Annotated in this window: 16 protein-coding genes and 1 pseudogene; 13 read left to right on the top strand and 4 right to left on the bottom strand. The window is 55.4% G+C overall.

The genetic code is table 11. From position 1 onward, the window contains the following. Positions 1-43: 43 nt before the first annotated feature. The 3 genes and pseudogenes from I9H07_RS24100 to cysC all read left to right on the top strand — a co-directional run. Positions 44-804, top strand: a pseudogene (locus I9H07_RS24100) (hemagglutinin repeat-containing protein); the annotation flags it as partial. Between the two features lie 210 nt (positions 805-1,014). Next, a complete protein-coding gene (gene hopBF1 / locus I9H07_RS24095) occupies positions 1,015-1,620 on the top strand; it encodes a T3SS effector protein kinase HopBF1 (RefSeq protein WP_236425367.1) in 606 nt (201 codons plus the stop codon). Positions 1,621-2,165: 545 nt separating this feature from the next. Continuing rightward, positions 2,166-2,753 carry an adenylyl-sulfate kinase gene (gene cysC / locus I9H07_RS24090; protein ID WP_236425368.1) on the top strand — a complete coding sequence of 196 codons (588 nt, stop codon included), beginning with the start codon at positions 2,166-2,168 and terminating at the stop codon, positions 2,751-2,753. A gap of 113 nt (positions 2,754-2,866) precedes the next feature. Here cysC and gyrB read toward each other — a convergent pair whose 3' ends face one another. The 4 genes from gyrB to dnaA are packed head-to-tail and all read right to left on the bottom strand — an operon-like array spanning position 2,867 to position 9,095. Next, positions 2,867-5,284: a DNA topoisomerase (ATP-hydrolyzing) subunit B gene (gyrB, locus tag I9H07_RS24085; RefSeq protein ID WP_024675074.1), complete on the bottom strand. Its 2,418-nt coding sequence runs from the start codon at positions 5,282-5,284 to the stop codon at positions 2,867-2,869. 4 nt (positions 5,285-5,288) lie between these two features. Then, positions 5,289-6,392 (bottom strand): DNA replication/repair protein RecF, encoded by a 1,104-nt coding sequence (gene recF, locus I9H07_RS24080; RefSeq protein WP_024647544.1) that lies wholly within the window; start codon positions 6,390-6,392, stop codon positions 5,289-5,291. Between the two features lie 22 nt (positions 6,393-6,414). Then, positions 6,415-7,518 carry a DNA polymerase III subunit beta gene (gene dnaN / locus I9H07_RS24075; protein WP_024675075.1) on the bottom strand — a complete coding sequence of 368 codons (1,104 nt, stop codon included), beginning with the start codon at positions 7,516-7,518 and terminating at the stop codon, positions 6,415-6,417. Positions 7,519-7,556: 38 nt separating this feature from the next. Then, entirely contained in the window at positions 7,557-9,095 is a 1,539-nt protein-coding gene (dnaA, locus tag I9H07_RS24070; protein WP_236425369.1) for a chromosomal replication initiator protein DnaA, read from the bottom strand. Positions 9,096-9,679: 584 nt separating this feature from the next. Between dnaA and rpmH the strand changes: the two genes are divergently transcribed. The 10 genes from rpmH (at position 9,680) to I9H07_RS24020 (ending at position 18,982) form a co-directional block, all read left to right on the top strand. Continuing rightward, positions 9,680-9,814, top strand: a complete 135-nt coding sequence (gene rpmH / locus I9H07_RS24065) for a 50S ribosomal protein L34 (RefSeq protein WP_002551315.1) — start codon at positions 9,680-9,682, stop codon at positions 9,812-9,814. A 16-nt stretch (positions 9,815-9,830) separates the two neighbouring features. Next, positions 9,831-10,232, top strand: coding sequence for a ribonuclease P protein component (gene rnpA / locus I9H07_RS24060; protein ID WP_024675077.1), 402 nt, complete (start codon positions 9,831-9,833; stop codon positions 10,230-10,232). Continuing rightward, positions 10,225-10,470 (top strand): membrane protein insertion efficiency factor YidD, encoded by a 246-nt coding sequence (gene yidD / locus I9H07_RS24055; RefSeq protein ID WP_002551313.1) that lies wholly within the window; start codon positions 10,225-10,227, stop codon positions 10,468-10,470. Before rnpA ends, yidD begins: the two co-directional genes overlap by 8 nt. 2 nt (positions 10,471-10,472) lie before the next feature. Then, on the top strand, positions 10,473-12,158 hold the full coding sequence (gene yidC, locus I9H07_RS24050; RefSeq protein WP_024675078.1) for a membrane protein insertase YidC: 1,686 nt from the start codon (positions 10,473-10,475) through the stop codon (positions 12,156-12,158). A gap of 78 nt (positions 12,159-12,236) precedes the next feature. Beyond that, positions 12,237-13,607, top strand: coding sequence for a tRNA uridine-5-carboxymethylaminomethyl(34) synthesis GTPase MnmE (gene mnmE, locus I9H07_RS24045; protein WP_058823691.1), 1,371 nt, complete (start codon positions 12,237-12,239; stop codon positions 13,605-13,607). Positions 13,608-14,202: 595 nt separating this feature from the next. After that, positions 14,203-16,095, top strand: a complete 1,893-nt coding sequence (gene mnmG, locus I9H07_RS24040; RefSeq protein ID WP_058391777.1) for a tRNA uridine-5-carboxymethylaminomethyl(34) synthesis enzyme MnmG — start codon at positions 14,203-14,205, stop codon at positions 16,093-16,095. Then, positions 16,092-16,736, top strand: a complete 645-nt coding sequence (gene rsmG, locus I9H07_RS24035) for a 16S rRNA (guanine(527)-N(7))-methyltransferase RsmG (protein WP_024675081.1) — start codon at positions 16,092-16,094, stop codon at positions 16,734-16,736. Before mnmG ends, rsmG begins: the two co-directional genes overlap by 4 nt. Positions 16,737-16,754: 18 nt before the next feature. Continuing rightward, positions 16,755-17,546 (top strand): ParA family protein, encoded by a 792-nt coding sequence (locus I9H07_RS24030; RefSeq protein WP_002555991.1) that lies wholly within the window; start codon positions 16,755-16,757, stop codon positions 17,544-17,546. A 9-nt stretch (positions 17,547-17,555) separates the two neighbouring features. Further along, positions 17,556-18,428 carry a ParB/RepB/Spo0J family partition protein gene (locus I9H07_RS24025; protein WP_024675082.1) on the top strand — a complete coding sequence of 291 codons (873 nt, stop codon included), beginning with the start codon at positions 17,556-17,558 and terminating at the stop codon, positions 18,426-18,428. Positions 18,429-18,574: 146 nt separating this feature from the next. Then, positions 18,575-18,982, top strand: a complete 408-nt coding sequence (locus I9H07_RS24020; RefSeq protein ID WP_003377886.1) for a F0F1 ATP synthase subunit I — start codon at positions 18,575-18,577, stop codon at positions 18,980-18,982. Positions 18,983-18,996: the final 14 nt, after the last annotated feature.

The following is an 18,996-nucleotide window of genomic DNA, read 5'->3' as shown; positions in this document are numbered from 1 at the left end:
TTTAAATAAATTAAATTATAAAGATCGAAAATTAGGCTCTAATCTTGCAGGCCCGACAGCCGACGCCAAACTGGGCACCAGCAAGCAGAGCACCAGCCAGCAGGTCATCGAAGAAACCAACCGCGCCTCGGCCCTGAGCGCCGGCAACGACGTGAACCTGTCGGCGAACAACGCCGTGCAGGTCACCGGTGGCCAGCTGCAGGCGGGCCGTGACATCAACGTCAAAGGCCGGGACGTCACCCTCGATGCCGCCAGAGGCAGCTACAGCCAGGAAACCCGCGAGCGGCAAAGCTGGGGCGGCACCAGCGGCGGCTTCAAACTCGGCGTCGGTGGCAGCAACGGCATCGCCAGCGGTGATCAGAGTCAGGAATCCTCCACAGTCACCGCGCTGCAAGCAGACCGCGACATCAACCTGCAAGCCAGCAACGACCTCAACCTGATCGGCACCCAGGCACAGGCCCAGCGCGATATCGACCTGCGCGCCGGCAACAACCTCAACATCAAAGCCGCCCAGAACAACAGCAGCACCGACAACACCCGCAAGAAGGGCGGCGGCGGAGCAGGTATCGCGGTGGGCCCGGGCGGCATCGGCTTCTACGCCAGCGTCAACATCGGCAAGGGCGATCTGGAACGCGAAGGCTTGCAGCAGCAAGAAGCCTATCTGTACGCAGGCATCCGTTTGGGCTTGACCAGTGGCCATGACACCAACATCGGCGGCAAACACTGTGCGGTAACGATGTAATCGGGCGCGTGGGGCGCGATCTCAACGTTACTCTGCTTGCCAGTACCGGCAATGTCGAAGGCACTGCATCGCGTTTGAGGTGAGCTAAAAGGAATGGTGTATTGAGTCTCGCCAATGGAGCACGGTACCCAACACGGCGTATTCAATCTGTGTAGAAAAAGGCGCCAAACCGGGAACCCAACTCACCCCAGGCTTCACTCACTGCGCAAGATCGCGACGACTCCGCTCGCGAATCACACACCCGTACAGTCGCATACACAGCGGTGACCATCATGCCAATTGTTTCCAGTGCTACCTCTATCCAGCGGCATCCGAATATCCAGGATGTCGCTGCGCCTACTGAATTTACCTCAATCCCGTCCGTGGGCGAAAAGCTTGGAAGCGGAAGTCAGAAGGACGTTTATCATTCTCGGCAGGATCCACGGCAATGCATATGCCTGATCCGGCCAGGCACAACCGGGATTATTTCAGGAAGTGATTACGCGGCAAAGGAGCTAAAGATGACCAAACACCTGAAAAACCTTGGATTTCCGGTCGTTGATGCGCATTCCTTAGTCAAATACGATAACAAGGTCGGGATAGCAAAAGACTACATTCATCATGCTCTGGACTCCGAAGACGTTATCCATAACCGCAAACACATTCCAACCGACGTGGCTTTCAATAACAACGTTCTGAAGGACTGTGACGAGATCATATCCAGACTCAGAACCCATAACCTGCACGTTGAAGACTTACAGTTCCTGATCGATGGGTATGGTCGGGTGCGAATCAATGACCCACGAGACGTAATCCGGTCTTCGCCAGAGAAGAACATCGCTAAAGTTCGAGAGTTGCGCGCCATTGCGTTGAACAACCTTCTGGATGACGACGATTAGCCGTCCCTGAGCTTATAAGCAAGCCAACACCCAACCATGAACACGCTGGATGATAGGTCAAAAGTTCTAAGACGATTTGACCCATCGGGTAACCAAATAACCTCTGCGTCTCAGCTCCGGGAATAAAATCATGGCTCGATTGACGGAGGGCTACGTCAAACTCTCAGGGATTCCGGGAGTCGAGTCGAGGCAGTGCCGTCTACATCGAAAAATAAAGACGTTGGAATGGATCATGTGTGGACCTCCTGCTAGCGAAAAGGCCTCTTCAAAGAGAATGACGCGACCGTCAGGTCGAATATGGAGGAAGGAGAGGCATTGTCCTCATCCAAGACTTGGTCCATCAGAAAAGTTTTTTTGTCGGGGACTAGCGATCTCCGAGAGCTCATCTGGGTTAAGTACAGAGTAATTGATGCGATCCGACTATGATGAACGTATTGAAAATTATTCATTTAACCGCCGAACCATGAAGCAGATATTTTTCATGATAAAAGCTTACACAAAGGCCGCTCACCCCGGAGTGGCTCCATGATGAGGAGTCTAAACACATGGATATCTACCCGCCTCGTCTGGATATAAACAAGGTTGACCGAGCCAGCTTAAAAAAACAAAAGCCTTGTGTACTGTGGTTGACAGGGCTGTCAGGGGCCGGGAAAACCACTCTGTCTAATTTGGTCGAACTCAAGCTTTTCAAGTTGGGGCATCATACTTATGTGCTTGACGGGGACAATGTAAGGAACGGCCTGAATCGTGACCTCGGCTTCACAGAGCCTGAACGTGCCGAGAATATGAGGCGAGTGGGGGAAGTCGCGAAGTTAATGGCTGATGCGGGATTGATCGTGTTATGCGCATTCGTTTCTCCGCTTTCAGCCGAGCGAAAAAAGTTGCGGGATTTTTTTCAACCTGATGAGTTTTTTGAGATTTTTGTAGATTGCCCGTTGGCTATTGTGGAAGCCCGGGATACAAAAGGCTTATACAAAAAAGCCCGGATCGGCGATTTAGAGAATTTTACCGGTGTCAACGCGCCTTACGAAGCGCCCACGAAACCTGACCTTCACCTGAAGACGGACGTATATTCGCCAGATTATGTCTCTGAGCAATTGATGCAATTTCTTAAAGAGACCGGGCTCATTTGACGACTCTCACCCATGCAGTGAAAAATAAAAAACCCGGCACAGAGGCCGGGTTTTTTAATTAGCGTGCGAAAAAATCCGCCCACCAGCGTCACTTAATGTGCCCGTCGACACCATCAGAAGTCGAGGTTGGACACAGCCAACGCATTACTTTCAATGAAGTCACGGCGTGGCTCGACCGCATCACCCATCAGAGTGTTGAAGATCTGGTCAGCGCCGATGGCGTCTTCAATGGTGACTTTCAGCATGCGGCGCACGCTTGGGTCCATGGTGGTTTCCCACAGTTGGTCCGGGTTCATCTCACCCAGCCCTTTGTAGCGCTGGATGGTGTGGCGCTTGGTGCTTTCGGCCATCAGCCAGGCGAGGGCTTCCTTGAACTCGGAGACAGGCTTTTTGCGCTCGCCACGTTGTACGTAGGCACCTTCTTCCAGAAGCGTGCTGATCTGCGCGCCCAGAGCGGTAACGGTCTTGTAATCGTTGCTGCCGAAGAAGTCACGGTTGAAGGTGACGTAGTTCGACAGGCCGTGGGAGATCAGTTCGACCTCTGGCAGCCAGACGTTACGCTCGCGGTCTTCGCGCAGGCTGGCCTTGTAGACCAGACCCGACTTCTCACCCGTGCGCAGGCGCGCGTCGAACAGAGCCAGCCAGGCTTGCATGCCCTCGTGGTCTGACAGCTGCTCAAGCGTGATGGGCGGCAGGTAGACGAAGTGCTCGGTCAGTTCCTGTGGATACAAACGCGACAGACGCTTGAGGGTCTTCATCACCATACGGAAGTCGTTGACCAGTTTCTCCAGCGCAGTGCCGGAGATACCTGGTGCCGATTCGCTGAGGTGCAGGCTGGCGTCTTCAAGTGCCGATTGGGTCATGTATTCTTCCATGGCCTCGTCGTCCTTGATGTACTGCTCTTGCTTGCCTTTCTTGACCTTGTACAGCGGTGGCTGAGCGATGTAGATGTAGCCACGCTCGATCAGCTCGGGCAACTGACGGAAGAAGAAGGTCAACAGCAAGGTACGGATGTGCGAGCCGTCGACGTCAGCATCGGTCATGATGATGATGTTGTGATAACGCAGCTTGTCGATGTTGTACTCGTCACGGCCGATGCCACAGCCCAGCGCGGTGATCAAGGTGCCCACTTCCTGAGAAGAGATCATCTTGTCGAAACGCGCTTTTTCAACGTTGAGAATCTTGCCCTTGAGAGGCAGGATGGCCTGGGTTCTGCGGTTACGTCCCTGCTTGGCTGATCCGCCAGCAGAGTCCCCTTCCACCAGGTACAGTTCGGAGAGGGCAGGGTCCTTCTCTTGGCAGTCGGCCAGTTTGCCCGGCAAGCCAGCGATGTCCAATGCGCCTTTACGACGAGTCATCTCACGCGCCTTGCGCGCGGCTTCACGGGCGCGCGCTGCGTCGATCATCTTGCCGACAACTGCTTTGGCTTCGTTCGGGTTTTCCAGCAGGAAGTCGGAGAAGTATTTACCCATCTCCTGTTCGACTGCGGTTTTGACTTCGGACGAAACCAGCTTGTCCTTGGTCTGCGAACTGAATTTTGGGTCAGGTACTTTGACCGAGATGATCGCGGTCAGGCCTTCACGCGCATCGTCACCCGTGGTCGCGACCTTGTGCTTCTTGGCCAGACCTTCCTGCTCGATGTAGTTGTTCAGGTTACGCGTCAGGGCGGAGCGGAAGCCCACCAGGTGAGTACCGCCGTCGCGCTGAGGAATGTTGTTGGTGAAGCACAACAGATTCTCGTTGAAGCTGTCGTTCCACTGCAGAGCAATCTCTACACCAATACCGTCTTCGCGCTGGATGTTGAAGTGGAACACTTCATTCACCGGCGTCTTGTTGGTATTCAGGTATTCAACGAAGGCACGCAGACCGCCTTCGTACTTGAACAGCTCTTCCTTGCCGCTACGCTCGTCCTTGAGGACGATACCAACGCCAGAGTTCAGGAAGGACAGTTCACGAATACGCTTGGCGAGAATATCCCAGCTGAAGTGAATGTTCTTAAAAGTATCAGCAGACGGCTTGAAGTGAATCTGGGTGCCTGTGCTGTCGCTATCACCCACGATTTTCATCGGTTCCTGTGGAACACCATGAACATAGGTCTGCTCCCAGATCTTGCCGCTACGGCGAACCGTCAACAGCAGAAGCTCTGAAAGGGCGTTTACAACCGACACACCTACACCGTGCAAACCGCCGGATACTTTGTAGGAGTTGTCATCGAACTTACCACCCGCGTGGAGCACGGTCATGATGACCTCGGCTGCCGACACGCCTTCTTCTTTATGCACATCTACCGGAATACCGCGGCCGTTGTCGCGCACGGTAATAGATTCGTCTGGGTGGATGATGATGCTGATGTCGTCGCAATGGCCTGCCAATGCTTCGTCGATCGAGTTATCAACCACCTCGAACACCATGTGGTGCAGACCGCTGCCATCGTCTGTATCACCGATGTACATTCCGGGACGCTTGCGTACGGCATCGAGCCCTTTCAGCACTTTAATGCTGGTCGAGTCGTACGTTTGGTTTTCGCTCATGCAATCACTCCCGATGGTCGTGGGTCTGGGTGATACGGCCATGTTCCACGTGGAACAAAGCAACTGGCGTATCCGTCTGCCAGCCTTCCCTCAAAAATTCTTGATCTACACAGGTTATAAAAACCTGGCAGCGTAATTCTTCCAGCAAGCGGCAAAGCGCCTGGCGATGATGCTCGTCCAGTTCGGACGGCAGGTCATCGACCAGATAAATGCATTGGCCGCGACGGACCTGGCTGACCAGATGTCCCTGAGCAATACGCAATGCACAGACCACCAGCTTCTGCTGACCACGCGACAATATGTCTGCCGCATTGTGAGCGCCTAATCTAAGGCGCAAGTCAGCGCGTTGGGGTCCCGCTTGGGTATGGCCTATCTGCTGATCTCGATTCAGGGAAGAGGCGAGCACCGTGCTCAACTCTTTTTCTTTGTCCCATCCTCGGTAGTAGCTCAGGGTCAAACCTTCAAGCTCAACGAGCTCGCTCAAGGTCTGCTCAAAGACCGGCTTTAGTGCCTTGATATAGGCGCGACGGAATTCATCAATTTCGTCACTTGCCAGACACAGCTCACGGTCCCATGCCGCCTGCGAAGCGGCGTCAAGTGTACCATGCCGGAGCCACGAGTTTCGCTGCTTGAGGGCCTTCTGAAGGCGCTGCCAGGTGGCCATGAAACGAGGTTCCACGTGGAACACTCCCCAATCCAGAAACTGCCTGCGGATCTTCGGTGCACCTTCCAGCAGCCTGAAGCTGTCCGGGTTGATCAATTGCATCGGCAGAATTTCAGCGAGCTGCGCTGCACTTCGGGCGTTCTGACCATCAATGCGAATCTGGAACTCACCTTGTCGATCACGTGAAACGCCCAGATTGCTGTGACCACCCTGAGCAAGATCGACTTGCCCAAAGACCGTACAGGCAGGCTGTTCGTACTGAATGACAGGGAGCAGGCGGCTGCTGCGAAACGAGCGGGCGATGCCCAGCAAGTGGATCGCTTCCAGAACGCTGGTTTTTCCGCTGCCGTTGGCACCGTACAGGATATTGATACGCGGGGAGGGGGAGAGGGTCACCGGGTGCAGATTGCGCACCCCGGTGACCGAGACGCGACTAAGAGACATCTAGGTTGCGCTGGACATGAAGTTACAGGCGCATCGGCATGACGACATAGGCAGAATCGTCGTTGTCCGATTCTTGCACCAGTGCACTGCTGTTTGAGTCAGACAGGATCAGGCGTACCTGTTCGGTGGTCATGACACCCAGCACGTCGAGCAGATAGCTCACGTTGAAACCGATTTCCAGCGAGTCTCCGTTGTACTCGACGCTGATTTCTTCCTCTGCTTCTTCCTGCTCAGGGTTGTTGGCCTGAATCTTCAATTGACCACTGGCCAGTTGCAGACGGATACCGCGGTACTTCTCGTTGGACAGAATCGCAGTACGGCTGAAAGCTTCACGCAGTGCCTGACGATCACCCAACACCAACTTGTCGCCACCCTTGGGCAGAACACGCTCGTAGTCCGGGAATTTGCCGTCTACCAGTTTCGAGGTAAAGGTGAACTCGCCAGTGGTGGCACGAATGTGATGCTGACCCAGGACGATGCTGACCATGCCGTCCTGCTCGGTCAGCAACCGCGCCATCTCAAGGATACCCTTGCGTGGAACGATGACCTGGTGGCGATCAGCGTGTTCGATATCGGCGGACATCGAGCACATTGCCAGACGGTGGCCATCGGTAGCGACTGCGCGCAGAACACCTGAGCTGACTTCCAGCAGCATGCCGTTGAGGTAGTAGCGGACGTCTTGTTGCGCCATCGCAAAGCTGGTGCGCTCGATCAACCGACGCAATTTGCTCTGCACCAGGTTGAAAGTCAGCGAACCCGGGCCTTCTTCCACAGTCGGGAAATCATTGGCAGGCAGGGTAGACAGTGTGAAACGGCTGCGACCCGCTTTGACGATCAGCTTTGAGTCATCGAGCTTGATATCGATCAGCGCGTCATTGGACAGACTTTTACAGATGTCCATCAGCTTACGCGCCGGCACTGTGATTTCCCCTGGCTCGGCGGGTTCTTCCAGTTGGACACGACCAACGAGTTCTACTTCCAGATCCGTACCGGTCAGCGACAGTTGCTGACCCTCGACGACCAGGAGCACATTGGAAAGAACCGGCAAGGTCTGGCGGCGTTCAACCACGCCGGCGACCAATTGCAGGGGTTTCAACAGGGCTTCGCGTTGAATGGTGAAATGCATGGTCTAGTCCCTTGCCTTAATAAGCTGCGCTGGCGTCATCACGTAGTCAGCGTCCGCAGCAGGTTCTTGTAGTCCTCACGGATATCCGCATCGGATTCCTTGAGTTCGTTGATCTTTCGGCACGCGTGTAAAACGGTCGTATGGTCCCGGCCACCAAAGACATCACCGATTTCCGGCAGGCTATGGTTGGTGAGTTCCTTGGAAAGCGCCATGGCCACCTGACGAGGTCGGGCCACAGAACGCGAGCGACGCTTGGACAACAGATCGGATATCTTGATCTTGTAGTACTCGGCGACCGTACGCTGAATGTTATCCACACTGACCAGCTTGTCCTGCAACGCCAGCAAGTCCTTCAGCGACTCGCGAATCAGCTCGATGGTGATATCGCGGCCCATGAAGTGCGAGTGCGCAATGACACGCTTGAGCGCACCTTCGAGCTCGCGAACGTTGGAGCGTATGCGCTGGGCAATGAAGAACGCCGCGTCATGAGGCAGATCGACCTTGGCCTGATCCGCTTTTTTCATGAGAATCGCGACCCGGGTTTCCAGCTCCGGTGGCTCGACAGCCACTGTCAGCCCCCAGCCAAAGCGGGATTTGAGTCGTTCTTCAAGCCCTTCGATTTCTTTTGGATAGCGGTCGCTGGTCAGGATGACCTGTTGCCCGCCTTCCAGCAGCGCGTTGAACGTGTGGAAAAACTCTTCCTGCGAACGTTCTTTACGGGCAAAAAACTGAATGTCATCGATCAGCAACGCGTCGACCGAACGGTAGAAGCGCTTGAACTCGTTGATTGCATTGAGCTGCAAAGCCTTGACCATGTCCGCGACAAAGCGCTCCGAATGCAGGTATACAACCTTGGCGTTCGGGTTCTTTTTCAGCAGGTGGTTACCCACAGCGTGCATCAAGTGAGTTTTACCAAGACCTACACCGCCATAAAGGAAGAGCGGGTTGTAGCCATGCTTCGGGTTATCGGCAACCTGCCAGGCCGCAGCGCGAGCGAGCTGGTTGGATTTACCTTCAACAAAATTCTCGAACGTGAACGTGCGGTTCAAGTAGCTGGTGTGCTTGAGCGCTCCTTCTACCTGGACGGTGCGTTGCTCGGCACGAGCGGGCGCTTGCTGTGAGCTGGCACCTGCCATCGGGTCGAAGCTGTCACGTGAAGGCTCATTGTGCGTAACAACATTATGCACAGGTGCCTGAGTCGCAGCTGCGGGAGCTGCAGTTGCAGCCATCACCGGAGCAGCAGACGACACACTGCTGACAGAATTGGCAGACAGCGCCTGAGACGCTGCAGCTGCCAACGGAGCATTGGGAGCAGCACGTGGTGTAGAACTGCGCTTGCTTCCTATTAATAAGGAAAGAGCAGGCGCCATGCCCTGACCGTGTTCACCAAGAAGCTCAAGTAAACGACCGAGGTACTTTTCATTGACCCAATCGAGAACAAAACGGTTGGGTGCGTACACACGCAACTCGTCGCCTTCGGCTTCGACCTGTAGCGGACGGATCCAGGTGTTGAATTGCTGGGCAGGCAGCTCTTCGCGCAAAAGCTCCACGCACTGCTGCCAAAGTTCCACTGACACGGATATCCCCTGAGTTGAAAGCCGGTGAGGCAAAAACAGCCGCCATTGTAACGATCCGAGGGCGACTTATCCACATGTAGGTTGCTCACAGGGGGCTATAAATCAACGATTTATAGGATGACCACACGACAAACGGTCGTCGCTCAAGGTCTGTGGATAACATGGCATCAGCTCGTTGCATAAGTCAGCCCTAAACCCTGTGGGTAACTCGCCTGTGGATAAATACCTGTTTCATGCACAGCTTTTCCGACAGTGCGGCACAGGCACAACACCGTTTCTCGACAACCTTTTGAATCGCTGTACACACCATTTTTAATGGCTCTCAGAGAGTTATCCACAGAAAATCTCTGCGTAAGAGTTATAAGCACTATAAAGAAGCTTTAAATACTCTCTTTCTTTTATTTCTATAACTGAGCTGACGCGAAGCGTGTTCAGGTGACGACAGAACGTCGAATACCCCCTGAAAGACGTATATGAAGAAAAGCTGGTTGGAAATTGACCTGCGGGCCCGCTTTCTCTAGAATCCCCGGTCTCTTAAAACGGGGGCCATTCCGGCCCGTAGTGGACGAACCAGGTAACACGCCATGAAACGTACTTTCCAACCCAGCACCATCAAGCGCGCCCGCACCCACGGTTTCCGTGCACGTATGGCCACCAAAAACGGTCGCGCAGTCCTTTCGCGTCGTCGTGCCAAAGGCCGTAAGCGTCTGGCAGTTTGATAAACCGGCCAAGGAGGTGAGTCGAGACTTCAGTCGGGAAAAGCGTTTGCTGACACCCCGGCATTTCAAGGCAGTCTTTGACTCCCCTACCGGCAAGGTTCCGGGGAAAAATCTCCTGCTCCTTGCGCGCGATAACGACCTTGATCACCCCCGTCTGGGGCTTGTGATAGGTAAAAAGAGCGTCAAGCTCTCCGTCGAGCGCAATCGTTTGAAACGCCTGATGCGCGAATCATTTCGCCAACACCAAGACAGTTTGGTCGGTTGGGATATCGTTATCGTCGCGCGTAAAGGTTTGGGTGACGTAGAAAACCCTGAACTGATTCAGCATTTCGGCAAGCTCTGGAAACGTCTGGCGCGTAGCCGACCCATTCCGCAAGCAAACTCCGAACCTGCAGGGGTAGACAGTCCAGATGCGTAAACTGGCACTCGTTCCGATCCAGTTTTATCGCTATGCCATTAGCCCGCTGATGGCCAGTCACTGTCGTTTCTACCCCAGTTGCTCCTGCTACGCGTATGAAGCCATCGAGAATCATGGCCTTTTGCGCGGTGGCTGGCTGTCAATTCGTCGCCTGGGTCGCTGTCACCCGTGGAATCCCGGTGGTTATGACCCGGTTCCAGCTGTCCCCACCTCCCGTTCTTCTTCGATGGCCGAGTAATCATGGATATTAAACGCACGATCCTGATCGTCGCCCTGGCAATCGTGACCTACGTCGGGGTTCTTAAATGGAACCAGGACTATGGTCAGGCTGCCATGCCGACCCAGAATGTTGCAGCCAGCACCACCGCACCGGGCATACCGGACACGGCTGCTGGTAATAATGGTTCTGCAAGTGCCGATGTTCCAAGCGCTACGGCCAACACTGCCGCAGCACCTCTTGAAACTCCGGCCGTAGCCAGCAAAGATCTTATCCACGTCAAGACCGACGTGCTCGATCTGGCGATCGATCCGGTAGGTGGTGACGTTGTGCAGCTTCGTCTGCCGCTGTATCCACGCCGTCAGGATCGCCCGGATGTTCCGTTTCAGCTGTTCGATAACGGCGGCGAACGTACTTTTCTGGCACAAAGCGGCCTGACTGGCACCAATGGTCCTGACGCACGCCCAGCCGGTCGTCCGGTTTATTCCTCCGCACAAAAGACTTATCAACTGGCTGACGGCCAGGATTCGATGGTCGTGGAGCTGAAATTCTCGGAAAACGGCGTCAACTACATAAAGCGCTTCACGTTCAAGCGCGGCCTGTACGATCTGGTCATGACCTATGTTGTGGATAACCAGAGCGCTCAGCCTTGGGCCGGTAACCTGTTCGCGCAGTTGAAGCGTGACGCCAGTGCCGATCCTTCGTCGACGACCGCAACCGGTACAGCCACTTATCTGGGTGCTGCACTGTGGACGGCGGCCGAGCCGTACAAGAAAGTGTCGATGAAAGATATCGACAAGGGTCAGGTCAAGGAAACCGTGCAGGGCGGCTGGGTTGCATGGCTGCAGCACTATTTCGTGACCGCGTGGATTCCTGATCACAACGCCACCAACCTTGTGCAGACCCGTAAAGACAGCCAGGGCAATTACATCATCGGCTTCACCAGCCCGACCTTGTCGGTTGCGCCAGGTGCGCAAGGTGAAACCACTGCCACGTTGTACGCAGGTCCAAAAAGCCAGGCGGTACTCAAAGAGTTATCCCCAGGTCTGGAGCTGACAGTCGACTACGGTTTCCTGTGGTTCATTGCCCAGCCTATCTTCTGGCTGCTGCAACATATCCACGCGATCCTGGGTAACTGGGGCTGGTCGATCATCGTTCTGACGATGTTGATCAAAGGTCTGTTCTTCCCGCTGTCTGCCGCCAGCTACAAATCCATGGCCCGTATGCGCGCCGTGGCGCCGAAGCTCGCAGTGCTGAAGGAACAACATGGCGATGATCGTCAGAAAATGTCCCAGGCGATGATGGAGTTGTACAAGAAAGAGAAGATCAACCCGCTGGGTGGATGCTTGCCTATTCTTGTGCAGATGCCTGTTTTCCTTTCGCTGTACTGGGTACTCCTGGAAAGCGTGGAAATGCGTCAGGCTCCGTGGATTCTGTGGATAACCGACCTGTCGATCAAAGACCCGTTCTTTATCCTGCCGATCATCATGGGCGCGACCATGTTTATCCAGCAGCGTCTGAACCCGACTCCGCCGGACCCGATGCAGGCCAAGGTCATGAAATTGATGCCCATCATTTTCACGTTCTTCTTCCTGTGGTTCCCTGCTGGTCTGGTTCTGTACTGGGTTGTGAACAACACCCTGTCGATCGCACAGCAGGCATACATCACTCGCAAGATCGAAGCGGCTACCAAGAAAGCAGCTGCCTGATCTAACCTGTGAGTAAGTTATACAAGACGCCCCCTCGTGGGGCGTTTTGCTATCCGCCATTTGTCCAGGAGCCGGACCATGAACGTTCCTCGTGAAACCATCGCCGCCATTGCTACTGCTCAAGGGCGGGGCGGTGTCGGTATTGTGCGTATCTCGGGCCCTTTGGCTGGCAAGGCCGCTGAAGCAATTATTGGCCGAACGCCCAAACCGCGCTTCGCGCATTACGGTCCTTTCTCCGATGGCGCAGGTGAAGTGCTCGATGAGGGCATTGCGCTGTATTTTCCCGGTCCGAATTCATTCACCGGCGAGGACGTACTGGAACTTCAAGGCCACGGCGGCCCGATCGTTCTGGACATGCTGCTGCAGCGCTGCCTGCAATTGGGCAGTCGTCTGGCTCGTCCAGGTGAATTCAGCGAGCGTGCATTTCTGAACGACAAGCTCGATCTGGCCCAGGCTGAGGCAATCGCTGACTTGATCGAGGCAAGTTCTGCACAGGCAGCGCGCAATGCATTGCGCTCGCTGCAAGGCGCTTTTTCACAGCGTGTGGATAACTTGACTGAAAAATTGATCAGCCTGCGTATCTATGTGGAGGCGGCCATCGACTTTCCGGAAGAGGAAATCGACTTCCTTGCGGACGGGCATGTACTCAATATGCTCGATGACGTGCGTTTGGAGTTATCCACAGTGCTGCGCGAAGCCGGGCAGGGCGCCTTGTTGCGTGACGGCATGACCGTCGTGATTGCCGGTCGTCCCAATGCAGGTAAATCAAGCCTGCTGAATGCCCTGGCGGGCAGGGAAGCGGCAATCGTTACCGAGATTGCCGGCACCACCCGCGATGTCCTGCGTGAACATATCCACATTGATGGCATGCCTCTTCATGTGGTCGACACCGCAGGCCTGCGCAACACTGAAGATCAGGTGGAAATGATTGGCGTGCAACGGGCGCTCAAGGCCATTGGAGAGGCAGACAGAATTCTGCTGGTGGTGGATGCCACAGCACCGGAGGCGGCAGATCCCTTTGCACTGTGGCCAGAGTTTCTGGAGCAGCGCCCGGACCCTGCCAAGGTCACGCTGATCCGCAACAAGTCTGACCTGAGCGGCGATAGCGTAGGCCTGTTCACAGGGGACGATGGCCACGTCACGCTCAGCCTTAGCGCCAGGTCGGGTGGTGAGGGACTGGAATTGCTCCGTGAACACCTCAAAGCCTGCATGGGTTACGAGCAGACCTCTGAAAGCAGCTTCAGCGCTCGTCGACGCCACCTCGAGGCGCTGCGCCATGCCAGTGACTCTCTGGAGCACGGCAGGGCGCAGCTGACTCTGGCCGGCGCTGGAGAGCTGTTGGCCGAAGACCTGCGTCAGGCCCAACAGGCGCTTGGCGAGATTACCGGCGCATTCAGTTCAGATGACCTGCTGGGCAGAATCTTCTCCAGCTTCTGCATTGGCAAATAAGCGACCCGCTCTCATCAATAACCGTGAGGTATGACCGCTTCAGGTCATGCCGCCGTGTGTGTTTAAGCGCCTTTATCAGACGCTATTTTGTCCACACACGGACAATACACTCCCTTCATTTCTTCTCAACCCACCTGCTTTTGCGCGCAAACGACGCCGCGAAATGGATGGGCTCGTCCTTTTTTTAGCCTTTTGCGTGCTTTTTTGTGAATTAAGCCCTGTGAATAACTGCCCTTCAGCTCGGTGGGTAAGCAGGGGGCAAACCTGAAGATAAACCGCCCTGTGGACAAGTGGCACTTTTATCAACAGGCTCAGGACGGTTATCCAAGCCTCTCATCCGCACATGAACACAGACTTTTGAATCGCTGTACACATTGTAAATAAAGGCTTGTAGCGATCTATCCACAGAAACGGTGCTCAGTAAGAATAAACATAAAAACAAAGCTTTATAAACTTTCTTTCTTTTTTATTTTCTTTATTCGCGAGTTTTCCACAGCTGGTTAAATTTTGTCCAACGGGTTTCATTCAGGTGGGGTAAGTCCCTATACTTGTCAGCTATCCCAATTTCTCATCGACAACAGGCACGAGGTGCGTGGTGGATTTCCCTTCCCGTTTTGAAGTGATCGTCATCGGTGGCGGTCATGCCGGTACCGAGGCCGCACTGGCGTCGGCACGCATGGGCGTCAAAACCCTGCTGTTGACGCATAACGTGGAGACGCTCGGTCAGATGAGCTGCAACCCTGCCATCGGTGGCATCGGTAAAAGCCATCTGGTCAAAGAAATCGACGCGCTCGGCGGAGCCATGGCGATGGCTACCGACAAGGGTGGTATCCAGTTTCGTGTGCTAAACAGCCGCAAAGGCCCGGCCGTACGAGCTACCCGTGCCCAGGCAGACCGCGTGCTGTACAAGGCCGCTATTCGCGAAACTCTCGAAAACCAGCCGAACCTGTGGATATTTCAGCAAGCCTGTGATGACTTGATCGTCGAGCAGGATCAGGTTCGTGGTGTGGTAACCCAGATGGGCATGCGCATCTTTGCCGACTCTGTCGTGTTGACGACCGGCACGTTCCTTGGCGGACTTATCCACATTGGCATGCAGAATTATTCGGGTGGTCGGGCAGGCGATCCGCCGTCGATCGCGCTCGCTCAACGCCTGCGTGAGCTTCCACTACGTGTTGGACGATTGAAAACCGGAACCCCGCCGCGTATTGACGGGCGTTCTGTCGATTTTTCGGTCATGACCGAGCAACCGGGTGATACGCCGATTCCGGTCATGTCGTTTCTCGGTTCCAAGGAACAGCATCCGCCACAGGTCAGCTGCTGGATTACCCACACCAACGCGCGCACTCACGAAATCATCGCGGCCAACCTTGATCGGTCGCCAATGTATTCCGGTGTGATCGAAGGGATTGGCCCGCGTTACTGCCCGTCGATCGAAGACAAGATTCATCGCTTTGCCGATAAGGAAAGCCATCAGGTCTTCATCGAACCTGAAGGGCTGACCACTCACGAGCTTTATCCAAACGGCATATCCACGTCGTTGCCGTTCGATGTCCAATTGCAGATCGTGCGTTCGATCCGCGGGATGGAAAACGCTCACATCGTTCGCCCTGGTTACGCCATCGAGTACGACTATTTCGACCCACGCGATCTGAAATACAGCCTGGAAACCAAGGTGATTGGTGGTTTGTTCTTTGCTGGGCAGATCAACGGCACCACGGGTTACGAAGAGGCTGGCGCTCAAGGTCTGCTGGCCGGAACCAACGCTGCGCTGCGTGCACAAGGCAAAGACAGCTGGTGCCCGCGTCGCGACGAAGCGTACATCGGTGTACTGGTCGATGACCTGATTACGCTGGGTACCCAGGAGCCCTACCGGATGTTTACTTCGCGTGCGGAGTACCGTCTGATCCTGCGCGAAGACAACGCCGATCTGCGCCTGACTGAAAAAGGTCGCGAGCTGGGTCTGGTCGACGATGCCCGCTGGGCTGCGTTCTGCACCAAACGCGAAAGCATCGAACTCGAAGAACAGCGGCTGAAAAGTACCTGGGTTCGTCCCGGAACCGAGCAGGGCGACGCGATTGCCGCGCACTTTGGTACGCCGCTGACCCATGAATACAATCTGCTCAACCTGCTGACACGTCCGGAAATCGACTATGCCAGCCTGATCGCCATTACTGGCCAGGGCTGCAGTGATCCGTTAGTGGCCGAGCAGGTCGAGATCAAGACAAAATACGCCGGGTACATTGACCGGCAGCAGGATGAAATCGCCCGGTTGCGTGCCAGTGAAGATACCCGCTTGCCGGAAGACATCGACTACGCCGGTATTTCCGGTCTGTCGAAAGAAATTCAGAGCAAGCTGGGGATAACCCGGCCAGAAACACTTGGGCAAGCTTCACGCATCCCGGGTGTCACGCCTGCGGCGATATCGCTGTTGATGATTCATTTGAAAAAACGCGGCGCGGGCCGTCAGTTGGAGCAAAGCGCTTGAGTTCTATGGTCACCCCGCAACACGCCCAAGAGTTATCCACCGGTGCCCGCGAGTTGGGGATAGAGTTATCTCCGGTGCAGCATGACCAATTGCTGGCCTACCTGGCGCTGTTGATCAAGTGGAACAAGGCTTACAACCTGACCGCAGTACGCAATCCGGATGAAATGGTATCGAGACATCTGCTCGACAGCCTCAGCGTAGTGCGCTTCATCGAAGGCACGCGCTGGATGGACGTCGGCAGCGGCGGTGGAATGCCTGGCATTCCCATGGCCATCCTGTTTCCGGAGCGAAATGTTTCGCTGCTGGACAGCAACGGCAAGAAGACCCGGTTTCAGACGCAGGTCAAACTGGAGCTGAAACTGGACAATCTTGAAGTTATCCACAGCCGTGCAGAAAATTATCAGCCTGAGGTGCCGTTCGACGGGATCATCTCCCGGGCGTTCAGCAGCCTTGAAGACTTCGCCGGTTGGACTCGTCACATGGGCGATGCCAATACACGATGGTTGGCGATGAAAGGTCTGCATCCTGCCGATGAGCTGGTAGCATTGCCCTCGGATTTTCACCTCGATAGCGCACACGCCTTGACCGTTCCGGGTTGCCAAGGCCAACGCCATCTGCTGATACTGCGCCGCACGGCATGACTGGGAACACAAGCAAGAATGGCTAAGGTATTCGCGATAGCGAACCAGAAAGGTGGGGTCGGCAAGACCACCACATGCATCAACCTCGCTGCGTCGCTGGTCGCGACCAAGCGCCGTGTGCTGTTGATCGATCTCGATCCCCAGGGCAATGCGACCATGGGCAGCGGTGTGGATAAACACAACCTGGAAAACTCGGTCTACGACCTGTTGATCGGCGAATGCGATCTGGGCGAGGCCATGCAGTTTTCAGAGCACGGTGGTTATCAACTGCTTCCGGCCAACCGCGATCTGACGGCGGGCGAAGTGGTGCTGCTCGAAATGCAGATGAAAGAGAGCCGTCTGCGCAATGCGCTGGCGCCGATCCGTGAAAACTACGACTACATTCTGATCGACTGTCCACCGTCACTGTCGATGCTGACGCTGAACGCACTGGTTGCAGCTGACGGCGTGATTATCCCCATGCAGTGCGAGTACTTCGCGCTGGAAGGTCTGAGTGACCTTGTGGATAACATCAAGCGCATCGCCGAATTGCTCAACCCGCAGTTGAAGATCGAAGGTCTGCTGCGCACCATGTATGATCCGCGTCTGAGCCTGATCAACGATGTTTCCGCGCAGCTCAAGGAACACTTTGGCGAGCAGCTCTACGACACCGTGATCCCGAGGAACATCAGGCTGGCCGAGGCGCCGAGTTTCGGCATGCCGGTGCTGGCCTATGACAAATCTTCTCGTGGCGCCCTGGCGTATCTGGCGCTGGCAAGTGAACTGGTTCGTCGTCAACGTCGCGGCGCGAAAACCGCTCAGCCAACCTAAGGAATTCCCATGGCCGTCAAGAAACGAGGTCTCGGACGTGGGTTGGACGCACTTCTGAGCAGTCCAACCGTCAGTTCGCTGGAAGAGCAGGCCGTCAAGGCTCCGCCAAGTGAGTTGCAGCATCTGCCGCTGGACCTGATCCAGCGCGGCAAGTACCAGCCGCGCCGTGACATGGACCCGCAGGCACTGGAAGAACTCGCGCAGTCGATCAAGTCGCAAGGCGTGATGCAGCCGATCGTGGTTCGTCCTGTTGGCAACAACCGTTTTGAAATCATCGCCGGTGAGCGTCGCTGGCGGGCGAGTCAGCAGGCTGGCGTCGAAACGATTCCGGCGATGGTTCGCGATGTACCGGATGAAACCGCGATTGCGATGGCGCTGATCGAGAATATTCAGCGCGAAGACCTGAATCCGATCGAAGAAGCCATGGCGTTGCAGCGCTTGCAGCAAGAATTTCAACTGACCCAGCAGCAGGTTGCGGATGCCGTCGGCAAATCGCGGGTCAGTGTGGCGAATTTGTTACGTCTGATTGCCTTGCCTGAAGTCATCAAGACCATGCTGTCGCATGGCGATCTCGAAATGGGCCATGCCAGAGCGTTGCTTGGTCTGGGTGAAGACAGGCAGGTCGAAGGGGCGCGACACGTTGTCGCACGCGGGCTGACCGTACGCCAGACCGAAGCGCTGGTCAGGCAGTGGCTGAGCGGCAAACCGGAGGCAGCAGAACCGGCCAAGGCGGATCCGGATATCAGTCGGCTCGAACAGCGTCTGGCCGAGCGTCTGGGCTCTGCGGTGCAAATCCGCCATGGGCAGAAGGGCAAGGGTCAACTGGTGATCCGTTATAACTCGCTGGATGAGCTTCAAGGTGTGCTTGCCCACATCCGCTGAAACAATTGCTCTGTAGCGTATAGTCGGAAATCACTACCCGACTGTTGAATAGGGGCTGAACCGCCCCTATACTCTGCGCGCATTTTGTCGGCACAAATTATGCCAAGTTATTGATTATGGCGACCGACATCAGAGGAGCAGTTGCGATGGAATCCCGCATGCCAGACCGCTTGCCGTTCTATCGCCTGGCGGTTTTTCCGTTATTGCTGGCTCAATTGATCGTCCTGCTCATCGCCGCTTTGGTGCTGTGGCAGTGGCAGGGAGTCGTGGCGGGATACTCGGGACTCTGCGGAGGCCTGATAGCCTGGCTACCCAATTTATACTTTGCTCACAAGGCATTCCGGTTTTCCGGGGCCAGAGCAGCGCAAGCCATCGTCCGGTCGTTCTATGCCGGCGAGGCAGGCAAACTGATTTTCACGGCAGTGCTATTTGCATTGACGTTCGCAGGTGTGAAGCCGTTGGCGCCGCTGGCTGTATTCGGCGTGTTCATGTTGATCCAGGTGGTCAACTGGTTCGCTCCCCTGCTTACGAGAACAAGACTTTCGAGACCTTAGGGCGTTTGAGGCAA

This window comes from Pseudomonas syringae, assembly GCF_023278085.1.
Classification (GTDB): domain Bacteria; phylum Pseudomonadota; class Gammaproteobacteria; order Pseudomonadales; family Pseudomonadaceae; genus Aquipseudomonas; species Aquipseudomonas syringae_Q.
This window is presented reverse-complemented; position numbering and strand designations above follow the sequence as displayed.